Origin of the sequence: Klebsiella sp. Lac1 (assembly GCF_009825425.1) — a bacterium.
Taxonomy (GTDB): Bacteria; Pseudomonadota; Gammaproteobacteria; order Enterobacterales; family Enterobacteriaceae; genus Klebsiella; species Klebsiella electrica.
In genome coordinates, this window is sequence record NZ_VJZJ01000001.1 from 2731756 (window position 1) to 2749046 (window position 17291).

Sequence of the window (17291 nt, forward strand, 5' to 3'; positions counted from 1 at the left end):
ATCATTTGTTCCAAACAAGAGCCATAGATCACAAAAGAGCAATTACCCAATAAAATTACAAATGACCAAATAAGAGCAAAAGCTTGCCTGATTTAAAAACCGCGGCGAGAATGCGGCTATCACCTGAATCATTCGCCATGCAGACTCCTGACGCCAGAGACCGCGGGAACCCTTTATCGGATCGAATGAGGCCGGGCCTGTTTATGACCATACGCTTAAGGCAGGGAATCATGGGTAAAGAAGAAGACATCAGGCTGGATCAGAAGGTCCGCGCCGCATGGATGTACTATATTGCCGGTCTGAATCAAAGCGAGATCGCCAGCCAGCTGGGGACTTCAAGGCCGGTGGTACAGCGAATGATCGCCGCCGCTAAAGAAGAGGGAATCGTCTCGATCGGCCTTCACCATCCGGTGGCCAACTGCCTCGACTACGCGCAGCTGTTGCAGGAGAAATACCGGCTGGTCGACTGCAATATCGTTCCCGCGTGGAGCGAAGAGAGCACGCTGGACAGCGTCTCTTTCGGCTGTTACCAGCTGATGGCCCGCTATCTGCAGGATGATAAAGCGAAAATTATCGGCATCGGCTCCGGGCTGACGCTGAAAAAGACCATGCAGCGGATCGACTTCGACAGCCTGAATACGCGCTGCGTGGCGCTGATTAGCGCCATGGACGCCGACGGCCAGTGCAACTATTACGACGATGTTCCTCTGCTGCTGGCGCGAAAAATCCAGGCCAAATATTATCAATGGCCCGCGCCGCGCTACGCGCAAACCGTAGATGAACATGAAATGTGGTGCACCAGCCGCCTGTTCCGCAACGTCTCAGGCGTGGCGCAGCAGGCGGACGTGATTTTCGTCGGCATCGGCCCGCTTGGCACCAACAGCCCCATCTTTAAAGACGGCTTTATCAACCAGGCGCAGCTGGATGAGCTGACGACCCAGGGCGGGATTGGCGAAATTCTCGGCCGCTTCATTGATGCCGACGGCGGCGTGGTGGAGAGTAATATCAACCGGATGATCACCAGCTACGATATTCGCCAGAATCAGTGCCCGCGCATTGCGGTGGCCTGCGGAGAATATAAACGCCCGGCGATACTGGCGGCGCTGAAAGGGGGCTGGATCAACGGCCTGGTCACGGATGAGCACACCGCCCGCTGGCTGCTGACGCGCTAGCGGCGGTTCTCACTGCCGCCGCGCTCAACGACTCAGAGGTGTTCGCGGCTACCGATCAGCAGCGGCGGGATCTCGACCCGCTGTTGGCGGGCTTCACCGGCGTCAATAATGCTGAACACCGCCTCGAGCATCGCCGGGACATTCTGCTGCACCATATCGATGTCGTGGCCGAGAAGATAGACAAACGGGTCCCAGTCGAAGCAGCCCATCGGCGGCTGTTCGGTACCGGTTAATCCCTGCTGCGCCAGCCATCTGACCACCCCTTCCAGCGAAATCGTCGAGTTAACGAAGAACCCCTGCAGATGTTCTTCCGGGGTGCTGAACCGGGCCTGCATACAGGCTTCGACTTTGCCCTTTGAATAGCCGGGAGCCAGCACGTTCTCATCGGGAACGCTCAGACCCCGCGCCTGGTGCGCGTCGCGAAAACCGCGCAGACGTTCGAGGGTATTGTGGTCGCTGCCGCGCCCGCCGACGAAGATCAGCGGCGCCAGCCTGCCGTGACGCCCGACGCTGTTGTCGAGGATCTTATCCGTCAGCGCTCGGGCGCCGGCGTAGTTGTCCGAGATAACCGACGGCGCAAGCGTCCCCGGCAGATCGAGATTCACGGTAGGCACCCCCGCCTGCTGACACAGCTCGGTAATTTTATCCGGGTTCGTCGCCCCGGTTGCCACCACCCAATCCACCTGCCATGAGAGCATCGCCTTCACCGCTTCGATTTCCAGCTCAGGGCGACGGCGAGTACAGGTGATAATCGGCAGCAGGCCGCGCTCGCGCGCCATCTCTTCAAAGTTTTCCGCAACGGAGCCGAAGTAACGGTTGTCGTATTTGGGAACAATCATGCCGATCACATGCGATTTTTTACTGCGCAGCATGCTGGCCTGGCGGTTTATCGCGTAGCCCTGCTCTTCAGCGATCCGCGTCACTTTTTCCGCCAGTCTGGCGCTGATGCGCCGCTTTTTCCAGTTGCCATTGAGGATAGCACTGACCGCGCTGGCCGAAACGCCGGACAATTCCGCCAGATCGTAGATAGTGATTTTTTTCATTTTCCCAACTTGCGTCACAAATTCATTTCGCTGTTAATTTCCCCACTTGCTCAATCGATGGAGCTGGCGCAACATTAGCTTCATCGATTGAGCAACCATTGTGCTCCATGGCGAATGACGTTACTCAGCGCTCAATTGGCAGCGCGTATTTATAAATAACGCTTTTATTCAACACCTTAAAATTTTTCATGCACAACATCAATGCTGGCCCATGCTTATCGAGGACCAGATCGACTGACCAAACAGACTCAATGAAGGATTATAAAATGAACCACTCTGTATCCTCTATGAATACTTCTCTCAATGGTAAAGTCGCCGCCGTCACCGGTGCGGCATCCGGTATCGGCCTCGAATGCGCCAGAACCCTGCTCGCGGCGGGCGCCAAAGTGGTGCTGATCGACCGGGAAGGCGAAAAACTCTCGAAGATTGTGGCTGAACTCGGCGAAAACGCCTTCGCGCTGCAGGTGGATTTAATGCAGGGCGATCAGGTCGATAATCTTCTGACCGGCATTCTCCATCTCGCCGGGCGACTGGATATTTTCCACGCTAACGCCGGCGCCTACATCGGCGGGCCGGTGGCCGAAGGCGACCCGGACGTCTGGGATCGCGTCCTACATCTCAACACCAATGCCGCCTTCCGCTGTGTGCGCAGCGTACTCCCGCACATGATTGCGCAAAAATCCGGCGACATCATTTTTACCAGCTCCATCGCCGGCGTCGTGCCGGTCATCTGGGAACCAATTTACACCGCCTCAAAATTCGCCGTGCAGGCGTTTGTGCACACCACCCGCCGCCAGGTTTCGCAGCACGGGGTGCGCGTCGGCGCCGTCTTACCGGGCCCGGTGGTGACCGCCCTGCTTGACGACTGGCCGAAAGAAAAAATGGAAGAGGCGCTGGCTAACGGCAGCCTGATGCAGCCAATTGAAGTTGCGGAGTCGGTCCTGTTTATGGTGACGCGCTCGAAAAACGTCACCGTACGCGATCTCGTTATCCTGCCTAACAGCGTCGATCTGTGATGGTGCAACCCGGGAGGCTTAAGGACGGCTTTATGAATGACGATACCCAAACCATTATTGGCGTCGATGTCGGCTCCGGCAGCGTGCGCGCCGGCATCTTCAACCTTCAGGGCCAGCTGCTCGCCCATGCCACGCGGGACATCACCCTGTTTCGCAGCGCTGGCAATCAGGTGGAACAATCCAGCCGCGAGATTTGGCAGGCGGTCTGCGCCTGCATAAAAACCGCCGTGGCGCGCTCCGGCATGCCGCCGGAGTCGGTCGCCGGGATGGGTTTCGACGCCACCTGCTCGCTCGTCGTGGTCGGCGAAAGCGGAGAACCACTGGCGGTCGGGCCTTCCGACGATCCGGACCGCAACATCATCGTCTGGATGGATCACCGCGCCATCGGCCAGGCGGAGCAGATTAACGCCACCGGACATGCCGTATTGCGGTACGTCGGCGGCAGGATTTCGCCGGAGATGGAAACGCCGAAAATCCTCTGGCTTAAGGAGAACCGCCCGCATATCTATGAGCAGGCGCGCCACTTTTTCGACCTTGCCGATTACCTGACCTGGCGCGCCACCGGCGATCTGGCGCGTTCGGTGTGTACCGTCACCTGCAAATGGACTTACCTGGCCCATGAGCAACGCTGGGATGCCGGCTACTTCCGGCAGATTGGCCTGGGAGATCTGGCCGAGGATGATTTTGCGCGCATTGGCCAGCGTATTGTCGATCCGGGAACGCCGTGCGGCGAGGGTCTTTGTGCGCAAGCGGCGCACGAGATGGGCCTGCCGGTCGGTACCCCCGTGGCGGTGGGCATGATTGACGCTCACGCTGGCGGCATCGGCACGGTCGGGGTTCTCAATGGCGCGGTGAGTAATATGGCCTATGTTTTCGGCACCTCCTCCTGCACCATGACCACCACGCCAGACGCTGTCTTCGTGCCCGGCGTCTGGGGGCCTTACTATTCCGCTATGGTACCGGGCCTGTGGCTGAGCGAAGGCGGGCAAAGCGCGGCTGGCGCCGCCATCGACCAGCTGTTAAGTTTCCATCCTGCCGCCGCGCAGGCGCGCGAGCTGGCGCAGGAAGCGGGCGTGCCGCTGCCGGTCTATCTCGCCGATCGGGTGCTGGCTCAGGTGGCGACCCCGTCCGAAGCCGCCGGACTCGCCGCCGGACTGCACGTGGTGCCGGAGTTCTCAGGCAACCGCGCGCCGCTGGCGGACCCGGATGCCAAAGCGCTGATTGCCGGGTTAGGCATGGAGCGCGATCTGGATAATCTGCTGGCGCTCTACGTCGCGGGATTATGCGGTATCGGCTACGGCCTGCGGCAGATTGTTGACGCGCAACAGGCCTGCGGGATTAACAGCGAGAATATCGTTATCAGCGGCGGCGCGGGGCAGCATCCGCTGGTGCGTCAGCTGCTGGCCGATACCTGCGGGATGACGGTTGTCAGCACCGAATGCAGCGAACCGGTGCTGTTAGGTTCGGCCATTCTTGGCGCCGTGGCTGGCCGGGTTTCCGCCTCGCTGCCGGAGGCCATGCAACAATTTACCCGGGTGGACAAAACCTACCGCTGTACAACGCAATATCAGCCGCTGCACCAGCGTCGCTACGAGGCTTATCTGGCGTTACAACAGGTCGCCCGGTTGATTCGGCAGTAGCAACCCGCGGCTCTTCCCCACTCTTTGACCAATGAAACCCCTCCCGACAGAGAGGGGTTTGCGTCACCGCATTGAGGATCAGGCAATCGTCACTTTGCCGTCGAGGTAAACATCCTGAACGGCGTTGATCAACTTCACGCCGTCGCTCATCGATTTTTTAAACGCTTTACGACCGAGAATCAGCCCCATCCCGCCCGCGCGCTTATTGATAACCGCGGTACGTACGGCATCCGACAGGTCAGTTTCACCGCCCGCCGCGCCACCGGAGTTAATCAACCCGGCGCGCCCCATATAGCAGTTCGCCAGCTGATAACGCACCAGATCGATAGGGTTCTCCGAAGTCAGCTTGCTATAGACGCGATCGTCGGTATAACCAAAGTTCACCGCCTTGTAGCCGCCGTTATTTTCCGCCATTTTCTGCTTGACGATATCAGCGCCGATGGTGGCCGCCAGATGGTTAGCCTGCCCGGTTAAATCGGCCGACACATGATAATCAACGCCATCTTTCTTAAACGCCGGGTTGCGCAGATAGGCCCACAGTACCGTCACCAGTCCCAGTTCATGCGCGCGTTCGAACGCCGCGGAGATCTCTTCAATCTGCCGACGCGACTCTTCCGAACCGAAATAGATAGTCGCTCCTACCGCCACCGCGCCCATATTAAAGGCCTGCTCAACGCTGGCGTACAGCGTCTGGTCGAAGGTGTTCGGGTAACTCAGCGTCTCGTTATGATTGAGCTTCACGAGGAAGGGAATGCGGTGCGCATAACGCCGCGATACCGAGGCCAGCACGCCATAGGTGGACGCGACGCAGTTACAACCGGCTTCGATAGCCAGTTCGACGATATTTTTCGGATCAAAGTAGAGCGGGTTGGCGGCAAAAGAGGCCCCTGCCGAGTGTTCCACGCCCTGGTCTACCGGCAGGATGGAGAGGTATCCGGTTCCGGCCAGGCGCCCCGTATTGTACAGGGTCTGCATATTACGCAGCACCGCCGGCGGACGATTGTTATCCACCATCACCCGGTCAACGTAATCCGCCCCCGGCAGATAAAGCTGGTCGGCTGGAATGGTCATACAACGGTGCTGTAAAAGGCTGTCGGCATCTTTGCCAAGCAACTGCGTAATATCAGTCATAGCTATGCTCCCGTAAGTACCGGCCGCAGCCGGCATGTATTTTCCTGACCCACTTATTTGGGCAGGTTAAGCCTGGTACCGTCTTAGCATATTTTCCAGCCGGGATCGCATTTTTCAGCCATTTCAGCTGGCACGATTCAGGAATAAAAAGTGTTAGCCTGTTCAAAAAAACCACCCAAAGGTATTTTAAAGGTATTATCAAATGGTATCTTAAAGGCGTACCCTACCTGTCATGAAGGATCTAAAGATGAAAACTACAGCAAAGCTGTCGTTCATGATGTTCGTTGAATGGTTTATCTGGGGAGCCTGGTTTGTCCCCCTCTGGCTGTGGCTGAGCAAAAGCGGCTTCAGCGCCGGTGAGATCGGCTGGTCCTACGCCTGTACCGCCATCGCAGCGATTGTTTCGCCGATCCTGGTGGGCTCGCTGACCGACCGTTTCTTTTCCGCACAGAGAGTGCTGGCGGTGCTGATGTTCGCCGGGGCGATATTGATGTACTTCGCCGCGCAGCAGACGACCTTCGCCGGCTTCTTCCCGCTCCTGCTCGCCTACTCGTTAACCTACATGCCGACTATCGCGCTGACCAACGGCATCGCCTTTTCTAACGTGGCGGACGTTGAGCGCGATTTCCCGCGGATCCGGGTAATGGGGACCATCGGCTGGATCGGCTCCGGCCTGGTGTGCGGATTTTTACCGCAGATGTTCGGTCTGAGCGACATTTCGCCCACCAACGTCCCGCTGCTGATTGCCGCCGGCAGCTCGGCGCTGCTCGGCGTCTTTGCCCTGTTCCTGCCGGACACACCGCCGAAAAGCCGTGGAAAACTGGACCTGAAAGTGATGCTGGGGCTGGATGCACTCATCCTGCTGCGCGACAAAAACTTCCTCGTCTTTTTCTTCTGCTCTTTCCTGTTTGCCATGCCCCTGGCCTTCTATTACATCTTCGCCAACGGCTACCTCACCGAAGCCGGCATGAAGCACGCCACCGGATGGATGACCCTCGGCCAGTTCTCTGAAATCTTCTTTATGCTGGCTCTGCCGTTCTTTACCAAACGCTTTGGTATTAAAAAGGTTCTGTTGCTTGGTCTGATTACCGCCGCGATTCGCTACGGCTTTTTTGTCTTCGGCGGCGCGGAGAACTATTTCACCTATACGCTGATGTTCCTCGGTATTCTGCTGCACGGCGTCAGCTACGATTTTTACTACGTTACCGCCTATATCTACGTCGATAAGAAAGCGCCGGTATCGATGCGCAATGCGGCCCAGGGGCTGATTACGCTCTGCTGCCAGGGCTTTGGCAGCCTGCTCGGCTACCGCCTCGGCGGCGTGATGATGGAAAAAATGTTCGCCTATTCGCAACCGGTCAACGGACTCACCTTCAACTGGGCGGGCATGTGGACATTCGGCGCGATCATGATTGCGATTATCGCCGTGCTGTTCATGGTGTTTTTCCGCGAATCGGACAAAGAGATTACGACCATCGACGTCGATACAGAACATGCTGAGCTTAAACAAGGGGAAGTGAAATGAAAGCAGAACGTATTCTCGGTGCTCTTTACGGGCAGGCGTTAGGGGATGCGATGGGTATGCCGTCGGAACTATGGCCACGAACACGGGTGAAAGCCCATTTTGGCTGGATCGACCGCTTCCTGCCAGGCCCGGCGGAGAATAACGCCGCCTGCTACTTTGCCGAGGCGGAGTTTACCGATGACACCTCGATGGCCCTGTGCCTCGCCGACGCCATCATGGAATGCGACGGGCAAATCGTCCCGGATGTCATCGGCCGACATATTCTGCGTTGGGCAGAAGGCTTTGATGCATTTAATAAAAACGTCTTAGGACCGACATCGAAAATTGCCCTCAACGCGATTCGCCACGGCAAACCGGTGAGCGAGCTGGACAATAACGGGGTGACCAACGGCGCAGCGATGCGCGCCTCGCCGCTGGGCTGCCTGCTGCCGGGCGACAATCTCGATGCATTTATCCGCGACGTGGCCGCGGCCTCCAGCCCGACGCATAAATCGGATTTAGCCATCGCCGGCGCGACGGTTATCGCCTGGGCTATCTCCCGCGCCATCGACGGCGTCGGCTGGCCAGCGATTGTGAACGCCCTGCCGGCCGTGGCGCGTCACGCGCAGGAAAGGAAGATCACCACCTTCAGCGCCTCGCTGGCGCTGCGTATTGAGCTGGCGCTCCGCACCGTACGCGAGACCGAGGGTCCCGAGTCCGCCAGCGAGCGGCTTTATCAACTGATTGGCGCCGGCACCAGCACCATTGAATCCGTCCCGTGCGCGATAGCGATGGTTGAACTGGCCGGTACCGACCCTAACCGCTGCGCCATTCTCTGCGCCAACCTGGGCGGCGATACCGACACCATCGGGGCCATGGCGACGGCGATTTGCGGCGCGTTACACGGGATTTCCGCCATCGATCGCGCGTTTAAAGCGCAGCTGGATGAGGTCAACAAGCTGGACTTCACGCGCTACGCCGATGCCCTGATGCACTATCGCCAGCAGCGGGAGGCCAAATGAATGCCCGACAGTTAACGGCTAAACTGGCCGTGCTGAAAGCGCAGCGTCCGGTCACCGTCCTCGGCGCCGCGGTGATTGACGTGATTGCCGACGCCTATGCCCTGCCCTGGCGCGGGTGCGATATCGAACTGCAACAGCAGAGCGTCAATGTCGGCGGCTGCGCGCTGAACATCGCCGTGGCGTTAAAAAGGCTGGGGATCGACGCGCAAAATGCGCTACCGATTGGCCAGGGCGTGTGGGCGGAAATTATCCGCCAGCGCCTCGCCAAAGAGGGATTAACCAGCGTCATCAGCCAGGCAGATGGCGACAACGGCTGGTGCCTGGCGCTGGTTGAGCCGGACGGCGAGCGCACCTTTATGTCCTTCAGCGGCGTGGAAAATCAGTGGTGCGATGCGTGGCTCGACCGGTTGCATTCCCCCTCCGGCGGCCTGGTCTATCTTTCCGGCTATCAGCTGGCATCCGCCAGCGGCGAACGGCTGGTCTGCTGGCTGGAGCGGCAGCCGCAGGTAAGCGCCTTTATCGACTTTGGTCCGCGGATTGCCGATATTCCCGGCACGCTGATGGCACGCCTGATGGCCCTGAAGCCGCTGGTGTCCGTCAATCGCCAGGAGGCCGCCATCGCGGCCGAAGCGCACGGATTCTCGCCCGAGGTCAGCGCATTTGGCGCCGCCTGGCTGAACAAATATGCCGCCCCACTGATCGTGCGTCTGGATAAAGAAGGCGCCTGCTATTTCAGCCCGCAGGAGAGCGGCCTCGCCGCCCCTTTTCCGACCGAGGTCGTCGATACGATCGGCGCCGGGGACAGTCATGCCGGCGGTACGCTTGCCGGGCTGGCCGCTGGCTGGAGCCTGGGGGAAGCGGTTACGCTGGGTAATGCCGTCGCCGCCTGGGTCGTGGGTCATCGCGGCGGCGATTGCGCCCCGCACCGCGAAGCGCTACTCCTCGCACACAAAAACGTATAGGTCGCTGCGGCAATAGCTGATGCTGTATTCGATGGGCTGCTGGTACTGATCGAGGGCAACCTGCTTGATAACCAGCACCGGGATGGCGCTGTCCATCTTAATATGCGACTGAAATTCGGCGTCTGGCATCCGGGCGCTAACGCGCGAGCGGGTGCGCTGCGGCAGAATCTGCTGGCTGCGAAAGTAGTCATACAGCGAGACGCTGATCGCATCGACGTCATGGATCAGATGCGCAGGCACCCAGGACTCTTCGAGCGAGACCGCGTCCTCGTCAACATAGCGAATGCGTTTGAGCATAAACACATCGCTGCCCGCGGCGATTGCCAGCTGCTGGGCAACCTCTTCCGGACATTTGACCACGCGTTTGTTCACCCACAGCGTATCCGGCTTCTTACCGCGTAACACCACCTGCTGAGTAAATCCGCGCGCTTCTTTCAGCGAATATTCAAAGATATTATTGATTTGTGTCCCGTAACCCCGCGAGCGGGTCACCACGCCCTCGTCTTCCAGCAACTGGAGCGCTTTGCGTACGGTGATGCGCGATACGCCGGTCAGCTGGCTGAGATCGCGTTCACCGGGAAGAATATTGCCATTTTCCAGCCAGCCGCTGCGCACGGCATCCTTGATCGTGTCGGCAAACTTCAGATAGAGCGGCGCGTTATCCGACGCCGCAATCCGTTCAACAAGCTGGCTAATTAACCGGGTATGCGCCTGTTCCATTTATCTTTTCCTGGCAGAATCCTCACGCCAGTATATCAGGCTTACCACCACGCGTGGAAATGGTGAACCGGCCCGATACCGTGGCCCACCTCCAGCGAATCCGCCTGCGCCAGCGCCGCAGAGAGCCAGCCTTTGGCCTCGGCCACCGTCTCTCCCCAGTCGCGATAGCGTGGGCGCAGCGCCGCCAGCGCCGCGGAGAGCGTACAGCCGGTTCCGTGGGTATTTTTAGTCTGGACGCGCGGCGCGGTGAAGCGCTGCTCGCCATCGCGGGTAAACAGCCAGTCCGGGCTTTCCGCGTTGTCGAGATGACCGCCTTTCATCAGCACCGCGCCACAGCCCATCGCCAGCAGCGCCCGCCCCTGCTCCAGCATCTCTTTTTCATTCTGCGCGTGTGGCGCATCCAGCAGCGCCGCCGCCTCCGGCAGATTCGGCGTGATCAGCGAAACCTGCGGCAGCAGGCGAGTGCGTAACGTCGCCACCGCCGAAGCCGGGAGCAGCGGATCGCCGCTTTTCGCCAGCATCACCGTATCCAGGACAACGTTGTTAATCCGATAGCGCGCTAAACGCTCCGCTACGGCTTCGACGATATCCGTTTCCGCCAGCATGCCAATTTTCGTGGTATCGATGCGGACGTCGCTGAATACCGAATCCAGCTGCGCGGCAACAAAATCCGGGTCGATGCGATAGACCGACTGCACGCCGCGGGTGTTTTGCGCCACCAGCGCGGTGATCACCGAACAGCCGTAGGCCCCGAGGGCAGAGAAGGTTTTCAGGTCGGCCTGGATCCCCGCGCCGCCGCTGGGATCGGTACCGGCGATGCTCAGCGCATTAATGCGTTTCATCCGTTGTTCTCCCCGTACAGCGCGTCGAGAAACGCCGGGATAAAGCTGCCCGGTCCTCTGCCGTGCGCCGCCGCGCCGCCCGCCTGTTTCATCAGGCCGCAGGCGGCGGCGACGTTTTCGAGACGATCGCCTGGCATGGCGGTACTGGCCGCCACCACCGCCGAAAGCGCGCAGCCGGTCCCCACGACACGGGTCATTAACCGATCGCCGCCGGTAACCGCACGTGTTCTCTGGCCGTCGGTGATGTAATCCACTTCACCGGTCACCGCGACGATGGTATTGATCTGCCGCGCCAGTGCCTGCGCGGCGGGCAGTGCCGCCGCCGCGGTATCGGTGGTATCGACCCCGCGCCCGCCACCGCTCATTCCGGCCAGCGCCATAATCTCGGACGCATTGCCGCGAATGGCGGCCGGTTGCAGGCTCAGCAATTCATGACAAAACGCGCTGCGCAAAGTTAACGCCCCGACCGCCACCGGATCCAGCGCCCACGGCTTGCCTGCGCTTTGCGCACTGAGCGCCGCAGCGCGCATTGCCTGCGCACGATCGACGGTTAAGGTTCCGACGTTAATCAGCAGCGCATCCGCTATCGCCGCAAACTGGCTCGCCTCCTGTGGATCAATCACCATTGCGGGCGAGGCGCCGACCGCCAGCAGGACGTTGGCAGTAAAGGTCTGTACCACATCGTTAGTCATGCAGTGAACAAGGGGGGAATGATGGCGAAAGAGATGTTGCAGATGCGCAATATGCGCGGAATTGAGAGGCTCAGCTTGCATCGTTAGCTCCAGCCAGGCGATGAAGAAGCAACGACCCTTTGGTCTCTGACTTCCCTACGCTGGCATTATCCAGATCAGGTGGTACGGGTATTTCTCAGCCTTCACGAAGAAGGGCACCCCGAGTCATTTAAATCAAAATCAAATACTTGCGATTAACGTCGCGTTAATCCCTGCTGAGGATAATGCCAGCGGGAAGTCCAACAAACAAGCGTTAAAACCTGCATGTGTCCCGGATGGTGTCCCAGGCGCTTCTTTAAACCGGGATCATCAATATCCTCCGCTATCGCCGGAGGTTTATCAGATGCGCCTGCCCGCTGAGTGAGAAGCCAATACCACTATGCCGGAAAAGGAACCCATTGCTCAGAGCAGTCAATCGGTGAGTAATGCGCGGCTACAGGGTTAATGGTTGCTGGTGGCGAGGGCTGTATACCGTTTGCGCCAGATGTTAAGCGGGCAAATTCTGTTACCCATTGGGTGCCGGGGCTGAATGTTACGCCATCCATCCGGACCATAAGAGGATGTGAAGCGTCATACCCCCGCAGAATGACCGTGGCAGGCCGGTCGCCGCTGGCATTGACATCCCGCAGTATAATATTCCGGTATTCCGGGAGAGATGTACCGGAAGCTGTCGGCGAATAGTGGGTATCAAACGAAACGGGCCAGCGCGTGTTGCGCATACAGATGTGCGAATACAGAATATCGCTGACCAACCCTCCACGACTGGCATCACTTTTAATACGTAATCCTGATGTGGTCCCGTCAAGCGTAAGGTTACGTACCAGTACGTCGCTGACGCCCGCGTTCACCTCACTTCCGATAGACATGCCGTGCCCTGAATAGAAGTGATTGTTCGTGATGGACAGGTGTCGTGAAGGCCCGCTTCCGGCTTTGATGGCAATATTGTCATCACCGGTACGAATGAAACTGTGAGTAATGGTGACATCCTGCGAGGCGCCGGGGTCTATTCCGTCCGTATTTCTTGCCGTCGCAGGCGTATCAATAATAACGCCCCACAGAGTTGCCCCCTGGACATGGTTGAGAACGATATGAAAGTTTGGAGCATGACGCAGGCGCACGCCATAAATGACAATATCATGCGCATCATCTATCTGAATTAACCTCGGGGCGTTCTGCCTGCCGCCGGTAACAGATTGGGCACGGCGCGCCATTTCCCACCATGTTTCATTCTGACCGACTATTCGTTCACCTCCCTGCCCGTCAATCGTCCCTTCCCCTTCAATCCCGCCGCCGACGCTGTTGACCATAGAAATAAAAGCCCTGCAGCCGCCCCCTTTCTGGTCGATGGTTCCACAATGTCCCTGTCCTGTGTCATAGCGTCGGGGGTCATTATCTGCGAGCAACACACTCCCTGCATCAAGTCGCAGAAATACGCCAGAGGGTATTTGTAACGGACCACTTTTGAACGTATTGCCCTGCGGACCAGAGGTCAGGCGTACGGCCTGACCTGCGGGACATTGGTTCAGAGCCTGCTGCAGACGGTGCTGTACGCTGGTGCTGCTCTGATGCGCTTCCGGTGAGAGGGTCGTACAAACAGGTTGCGACAGCTGTGGTGGTCGAACAACGCGGCGGTCGCCGGAAGCCTGCGCGCTAGTAGCGAAAAGTAATATTATTCCGCTCAAGGAAACGACGACGGACTGACATATTCTGATACGTTTAATCATCGTATGATCGCCTTAGGGTAAATATCCAGAATGGATGCAGGTCTGTTTTCATTGCGTAGTTTATATGACTTTCACCCGGATTGGATCCGCCGCGGGTAACAGAACCTCAGCGTCATTTAAGGCGACGGCAGAGTGAGGGCCCCATCAGCGCTATACGTTATCCCGGTGAGTTCAAAGATTGGTTACGTGTCAAGATGATAATATCCATCACTGGTGTTGCTTTATTATTTATGCTGTTAGTAGTTTTATATTTTCCGCCGTTAATTGAAAGGGGAAATAAAAACCACAGGGCATACACCTGGCTATTTTTTTAAAAAATTTGCAACTCGCAATGGTTTCCATTAATCACATAAGAAAGTGAAGATAAAGGGAATAAATGTAAATAATGCTGAGTGGTTCTGCCATTAGCCATTTATCCGTTTGCTTTCAGGTCCAGGCGGGCACAAAATTAACCTCAGGGGCCCGTGTTTTCAGTTACTCATATCTCGAGGTACGGCTATGCCCGTTTATCATCATGCCCTGGTGCTGATTAACAGCAGCCAGGACGGCGTTCCGCTGCTCCAGCATGCAGCCAGAATGGCGGAAGAGAACGCTATGCGCATCACGCTCGCCCATATCAGCACCGACTATCGGACGCTGAATTACGTTTCCGACAGCCTGCTGAATGATGACGTGTCTCAGGAGGTGCTGCAGGCGAAAGTGCTGCTCAATGAACTGGCGGCCAGCGTCTCACTGCCGGTGCAAACCCTGTCGCTGGTCACCACCCGCCGTTTTGAAGATGTCGAAGCCTGCGTAAATCAGCGGGGGATCGACCTGATTATCGCCGGGCACCGCAACCGCCTGCTGGGAGTGATGGCATCTCATTCGCTGGAGTATATTAATCATCTGACGATAGACGTGCTGATCAGGCATCTGCCCTGAACCGCGCGGACGACTCGCGTAGCGAATTGAGCAGCAGCGTAAAGCACTGCTCAATCAGCGGCGGCAATGGCTGCGGCCCGCGCATTAACGCCACGGTCCGCGCCAGCGCCGGCTGCTGGAGCTGCGCGATTTTCAGCACCGGATCCTGCAGATGGGTGGTATACAGTTCGGGCAGGATGGCAATCGCCAGACGCGAGCGCACCAGGCCATACAACGTTTCAATATAGTCCACCTGAAAACGCGTGTTCAGCGTCAGACGATGGCTCTCCGCCAGCGCACCAACCAGCCGCTGGATATTCCCCTTCGAGAACACCGCAATATCGCGTCCGGCCAGAAGTTTCCACGGCAGGTGCGGCTGATCTGCCAGCGGATCGTCACCATGCAGCACTGCCACAAACGGGTCTTCACGCAGCGGGTAGACCTGTAACGCGGCGGGTAGCGAACTGTCGATGGCGCCGATACCGAAATCAATCTGCCCGCTTTGCAGCTCACGCACCAGCGCATCATTGGTCTGATCGTGGAACTCGACCCGCAGGCGGGGAAAAGTTTGCGCCAGCACCTGCGGCAGCAGTGGAAAGAGCAGCGAGCTCACCGAAGGCACCAGACCAATGCGCACGGTACCATCGCCGCCAGCCGCCACGATCTGTTCCATATCATGAAACGCCAGCTGGGCCACGCTCAGCACGCGCCGGGCGTGCGGCAGAATGGCGGCGCCCAGTTCGGTCAGCGTGACCGACGAGGCGGTGCGGTTCACCAGCTTGCCGCCCAGCACCGTTTCGATTTGCCGCAGCGCGCTGCTCAACGCCGGTTGGCTGATGGCCAGACGACTGGCGGTATCGGTAAAATGACGCAGCTCCGCCAGGGTAACAAAGTACTGCAGCTGTTTAAGAGAAAGCGCAGGCAGGCGCTGCCACGGTTCGGTCATCTTATTCTTCGCTAAGGGTAATCGGGCAGAATAACCCGGGCTTATCGGGTGATAAATTTATTCATCTGGGCAAACGTTTGCCGTGCCCCTAGAGTAGCCCCATTATCCTTGTGCCGGAGTTGTTATGTCCAGCAATGCTGAAAACCGCCGCCGCGCCGTCATGGCCGCCCGGGGTGAAATACCTTTTGACCTGCTCCTGACCGGGGCGCAGATAGTCGACATGGTCACCGGCGAAGTCCGCGAAGCCGATGTCGGCATCACCGGCGAAATGATCGCCAGCGTGCACCCGCGCGGCAGCCGCGCCGATGCCCACCAGCGCCATGCGCTGGATGGCGCCTATCTGTCGCCGGGGCTAATGGATACCCATGTCCATCTCGAAAGTTCCCACCTCCCTCCCGAGCGCTACGCGGAAATTGTCCTCGCCCAGGGCACCACGGCGGTCTTCTGGGACCCGCATGAGCTGGCCAACGTCCTCGGAGTCGAAGGCGTGCGCTATGCCATCGCCGCCAGCCGCCACCTGCCGCTACAGGTAATGGTCGCCGCCCCCTCCAGCGTGCCCTCGACACCGGGGCTGGAAATGTCCGGCGCCGATTTTGCCGGGGCGGAGATGGCGACCATGCTGGCATGGCCGGAAGTACGCGGCGTGGCGGAAGTCATGGACATGCATGGCGTGCTTAACGGCAGCGCCCGCATGCAGGAGATTGTTCAGGCCGGTCTCGACAGCGGCAAGTTGATTGAAGGCCATGCCCGCGGGCTGAGCGGTGCCGATCTCCAGGCCTACCTCGCGGCGGGCGTCACCTCCGATCATGAGCTGACCTCCGCGGAAGACGCGCTGGAAAAGCTGCGCGCCGGCTTGACCCTCGAAATTCGCGGCTCGCACCCGTATCTGCTGCCGGATATCGTCAAGGCCCTGAAAACCCTGCCGCACCTCTCCTCGCAGATAACGGTGTGCACCGACGATGTGCCGCCGGATCTGCTGTTGGAAAAAGGCGGCATTATCGCCCTGCTCAACCTGCTGATTGAACACGGTCTCGCCGCCACCGACGTCCTGCGTTTCGCCACGCTGAACGCCGCCATTCGCCTGCAGCGTCACGATTCAGGGCTGATTGCCGCCGGTCGCCGCGCCGACCTGGTGGTCTTTGATTCGCTGGAGAAGCTCAAGGCCCGTGAAGTGTACGTTGCCGGGAAACTGGTCGCCCGCGACGGCGCGCTGCTGCTGTCCATTCCTGCCGCCGAGGGGGTCACCCCGCCGCGCAATACGCTGCGTCTGGCGCCGCTGAGCGCGGATGATTTTGTGCTACGGGTACCCGGTATTGTCCACGGCATTGCCCGCCTGCGGCATATTCGCGGCGCGCGCTTTACGCAGTGGGGAGAGGTCGAGGTGCAGGTGCGCCACGGCGAAGTTCAGCTGCCGGAGGGATTTAGCCTGATTTGGGTGAAGCATCGCCACGGTCGCCATCAGGCGACGCCGCAAATCGCCCTGCTTGAAGGCTGGGGTGAGCTGCGCGGCGCTATCGCCACCAGCTACTCGCACGATTCACACAATCTGGTGGTGCTGGGACGCAGCGCGGAGGATATGGCGCTGGCCGCCAACCGGCTGATTGCCTCCGGCGGCGGGATGGCGCTCTCCCGCCAGGGGGCCATTCTCGCCCATGTGGCGATGCCAATTGCCGGCATGCTTTCCGAACTTCCAGCGGCGGAGCTGGCGCGGCAGTTCGGCGAATTACGCGACCTGAGCGCAGAAATTGCCGACTGGGAGCCGCCCTACCGGGTATTTAAGGCCATCGAGGGAACCTGCCTCGCCTGCAATGCCGGCCCCCATTTGACCGATTTAGGTTTGACCGACGGCACCACCCGCCAGATTGTCGAACCGCTGATAGACTGCCGGGAAACCCCGGCCACCAACCCTCACAACAATAATCACCGGGGAGCCTGAGC

15 protein-coding genes and 1 riboswitch are annotated in these 17291 nt (G+C 59.0%); of the genes, 8 read left to right on the forward strand and 7 right to left on the reverse strand.

Annotated features, from left to right (window positions below):
- The first annotated feature begins 230 nt into the window (after positions 1–230).
- The gene (locus FNY10_RS13410) at positions 231–1172 is read left to right on the forward strand and encodes a sugar-binding transcriptional regulator (protein ID WP_141964220.1); all 942 of its coding nucleotides are present in this window, start codon (positions 231–233) and stop codon (positions 1170–1172) included.
- Between the two features lie 32 nt (positions 1173–1204).
- Here FNY10_RS13410 and FNY10_RS13415 read toward each other — a convergent pair whose 3' ends face one another.
- Positions 1205–2215 carry a substrate-binding domain-containing protein gene (locus FNY10_RS13415; protein WP_131048131.1) on the reverse strand — a complete coding sequence of 337 codons (1011 nt, stop codon included), beginning with the start codon at positions 2213–2215 and terminating at the stop codon, positions 1205–1207.
- A gap of 266 nt (positions 2216–2481) precedes the next feature.
- Here FNY10_RS13415 and FNY10_RS13420 point away from each other — a divergent pair, with 266 nt between their 5' ends.
- Together FNY10_RS13420 and FNY10_RS13425 are read left to right on the forward strand one after the other, a co-directional pair.
- Positions 2482–3231, forward strand: coding sequence for an SDR family oxidoreductase (locus tag FNY10_RS13420; RefSeq protein WP_160702805.1), 750 nt, complete (start codon positions 2482–2484; stop codon positions 3229–3231).
- A 32-nt stretch (positions 3232–3263) separates the two neighbouring features.
- On the forward strand, positions 3264–4871 hold the full coding sequence (locus FNY10_RS13425; protein WP_131048132.1) for an FGGY-family carbohydrate kinase: 1608 nt from the start codon (positions 3264–3266) through the stop codon (positions 4869–4871).
- A gap of 78 nt (positions 4872–4949) precedes the next feature.
- Here the strand turns inward: FNY10_RS13425 and fbaB are convergent, their stop codons facing one another.
- Entirely contained in the window at positions 4950–6002 is a 1053-nt protein-coding gene (gene fbaB / locus FNY10_RS13430) for a class I fructose-bisphosphate aldolase (protein WP_015583867.1), read from the reverse strand.
- 247 nt (positions 6003–6249) lie between these two features.
- On the opposite strand from fbaB, the gene FNY10_RS13435 reads away from it, so the two are divergent.
- Genes FNY10_RS13435 through FNY10_RS13445 form a run of 3 tightly spaced genes read left to right on the forward strand, consistent with a single transcriptional unit; the run spans position 6250 to position 9490 of the window.
- Entirely contained in the window at positions 6250–7527 is a 1278-nt protein-coding gene (locus FNY10_RS13435; RefSeq protein ID WP_100685256.1) for a nucleoside permease, read from the forward strand.
- Entirely contained in the window at positions 7524–8528 is a 1005-nt protein-coding gene (locus tag FNY10_RS13440; protein WP_160702807.1) for an ADP-ribosylglycohydrolase family protein, read from the forward strand. The genes FNY10_RS13435 and FNY10_RS13440 overlap by 4 nt, the downstream gene beginning before the upstream one ends.
- The gene (locus FNY10_RS13445; protein ID WP_141964217.1) at positions 8525–9490 is read left to right on the forward strand and encodes a PfkB family carbohydrate kinase; all 966 of its coding nucleotides are present in this window, start codon (positions 8525–8527) and stop codon (positions 9488–9490) included. Before FNY10_RS13440 ends, FNY10_RS13445 begins: the two co-directional genes overlap by 4 nt.
- On the opposite strand, the gene FNY10_RS13450 is transcribed toward FNY10_RS13445, so the two are convergent.
- The 4 genes from FNY10_RS13450 to FNY10_RS13465 all read right to left on the reverse strand — a co-directional run bounded on the left by FNY10_RS13450 (position 9464) and on the right by FNY10_RS13465 (position 13507).
- Complete coding sequence (locus FNY10_RS13450) at positions 9464–10210, reverse strand: GntR family transcriptional regulator (RefSeq protein WP_100685259.1); 747 nt, start codon at positions 10208–10210, stop codon at positions 9464–9466. The two genes, FNY10_RS13445 and FNY10_RS13450, sit on opposite strands and share 27 nt — an antisense overlap.
- A 41-nt stretch (positions 10211–10251) precedes the next feature.
- Entirely contained in the window at positions 10252–11052 is an 801-nt protein-coding gene (gene thiD / locus FNY10_RS13455; RefSeq protein WP_141964216.1) for a bifunctional hydroxymethylpyrimidine kinase/phosphomethylpyrimidine kinase, read from the reverse strand.
- A complete protein-coding gene (gene thiM / locus FNY10_RS13460; RefSeq protein ID WP_141964214.1) occupies positions 11049–11825 on the reverse strand; it encodes a hydroxyethylthiazole kinase in 777 nt (258 codons plus the stop codon). The genes thiD and thiM overlap by 4 nt, the downstream gene beginning before the upstream one ends.
- Positions 11826–11859: 34 nt before the next feature.
- Positions 11860–11956: riboswitch (TPP riboswitch) on the reverse strand.
- A 204-nt stretch (positions 11957–12160) separates the two neighbouring features.
- Entirely contained in the window at positions 12161–13507 is a 1347-nt protein-coding gene (locus FNY10_RS13465; RefSeq protein WP_141964212.1) for a glycoside hydrolase family 28 protein, read from the reverse strand.
- Between the two features lie 498 nt (positions 13508–14005).
- Between FNY10_RS13465 and FNY10_RS13470 the strand changes: the two genes are divergently transcribed.
- Positions 14006–14428 (forward strand): universal stress protein, encoded by a 423-nt coding sequence (locus tag FNY10_RS13470; protein ID WP_131048138.1) that lies wholly within the window; start codon positions 14006–14008, stop codon positions 14426–14428.
- Here the strand turns inward: FNY10_RS13470 and FNY10_RS13475 are convergent.
- Complete coding sequence (locus tag FNY10_RS13475) at positions 14412–15353, reverse strand: LysR family transcriptional regulator (protein ID WP_100685267.1); 942 nt, start codon at positions 15351–15353, stop codon at positions 14412–14414. The two genes, FNY10_RS13470 and FNY10_RS13475, sit on opposite strands and share 17 nt — an antisense overlap.
- A gap of 124 nt (positions 15354–15477) precedes the next feature.
- Here FNY10_RS13475 and FNY10_RS13480 point away from each other — a divergent pair, with 124 nt between their 5' ends.
- The gene (locus tag FNY10_RS13480) at positions 15478–17289 is read left to right on the forward strand and encodes an adenine deaminase C-terminal domain-containing protein (protein WP_160702809.1); all 1812 of its coding nucleotides are present in this window, start codon (positions 15478–15480) and stop codon (positions 17287–17289) included.
- The last annotated feature ends 2 nt before the right edge of the window (positions 17290–17291 follow it).

What these genes read in the sequence shown, in the direction of transcription:
- FNY10_RS13410 (WP_141964220.1), top strand. Translation starts at nt 231, where the DNA reads ATGGGTAAAGAAGAAGACATCAGGCTGGATCAGAAGGTCCGCGCCGCA.
- FNY10_RS13415 (WP_131048131.1), bottom strand. Translation starts at nt 2,215, where the DNA reads ATGAAAAAAATCACTATCTACGATCTGGCGGAATTGTCCGGCGTTTCG.
- FNY10_RS13420 (WP_160702805.1), top strand. Translation starts at nt 2,482, where the DNA reads ATGAACCACTCTGTATCCTCTATGAATACTTCTCTCAATGGTAAAGTC.
- FNY10_RS13425 (WP_131048132.1), top strand. Translation starts at nt 3,264, where the DNA reads ATGAATGACGATACCCAAACCATTATTGGCGTCGATGTCGGCTCCGGC.
- fbaB (WP_015583867.1), bottom strand. Translation starts at nt 6,002, where the DNA reads ATGACTGATATTACGCAGTTGCTTGGCAAAGATGCCGACAGCCTTTTA.
- FNY10_RS13435 (WP_100685256.1), top strand. Translation starts at nt 6,250, where the DNA reads ATGAAAACTACAGCAAAGCTGTCGTTCATGATGTTCGTTGAATGGTTT.
- FNY10_RS13440 (WP_160702807.1), top strand. Translation starts at nt 7,524, where the DNA reads ATGAAAGCAGAACGTATTCTCGGTGCTCTTTACGGGCAGGCGTTAGGG.
- FNY10_RS13445 (WP_141964217.1), top strand. Translation starts at nt 8,525, where the DNA reads ATGAATGCCCGACAGTTAACGGCTAAACTGGCCGTGCTGAAAGCGCAG.
- FNY10_RS13450 (WP_100685259.1), bottom strand. Translation starts at nt 10,210, where the DNA reads ATGGAACAGGCGCATACCCGGTTAATTAGCCAGCTTGTTGAACGGATT.
- thiD (WP_141964216.1), bottom strand. Translation starts at nt 11,052, where the DNA reads ATGAAACGCATTAATGCGCTGAGCATCGCCGGTACCGATCCCAGCGGC.
- thiM (WP_141964214.1), bottom strand. Translation starts at nt 11,825, where the DNA reads ATGCAAGCTGAGCCTCTCAATTCCGCGCATATTGCGCATCTGCAACAT.
- FNY10_RS13465 (WP_141964212.1), bottom strand. Translation starts at nt 13,507, where the DNA reads ATGATTAAACGTATCAGAATATGTCAGTCCGTCGTCGTTTCCTTGAGC.
- FNY10_RS13470 (WP_131048138.1), top strand. Translation starts at nt 14,006, where the DNA reads ATGCCCGTTTATCATCATGCCCTGGTGCTGATTAACAGCAGCCAGGAC.
- FNY10_RS13475 (WP_100685267.1), bottom strand. Translation starts at nt 15,353, where the DNA reads ATGACCGAACCGTGGCAGCGCCTGCCTGCGCTTTCTCTTAAACAGCTG.
- FNY10_RS13480 (WP_160702809.1), top strand. Translation starts at nt 15,478, where the DNA reads ATGTCCAGCAATGCTGAAAACCGCCGCCGCGCCGTCATGGCCGCCCGG.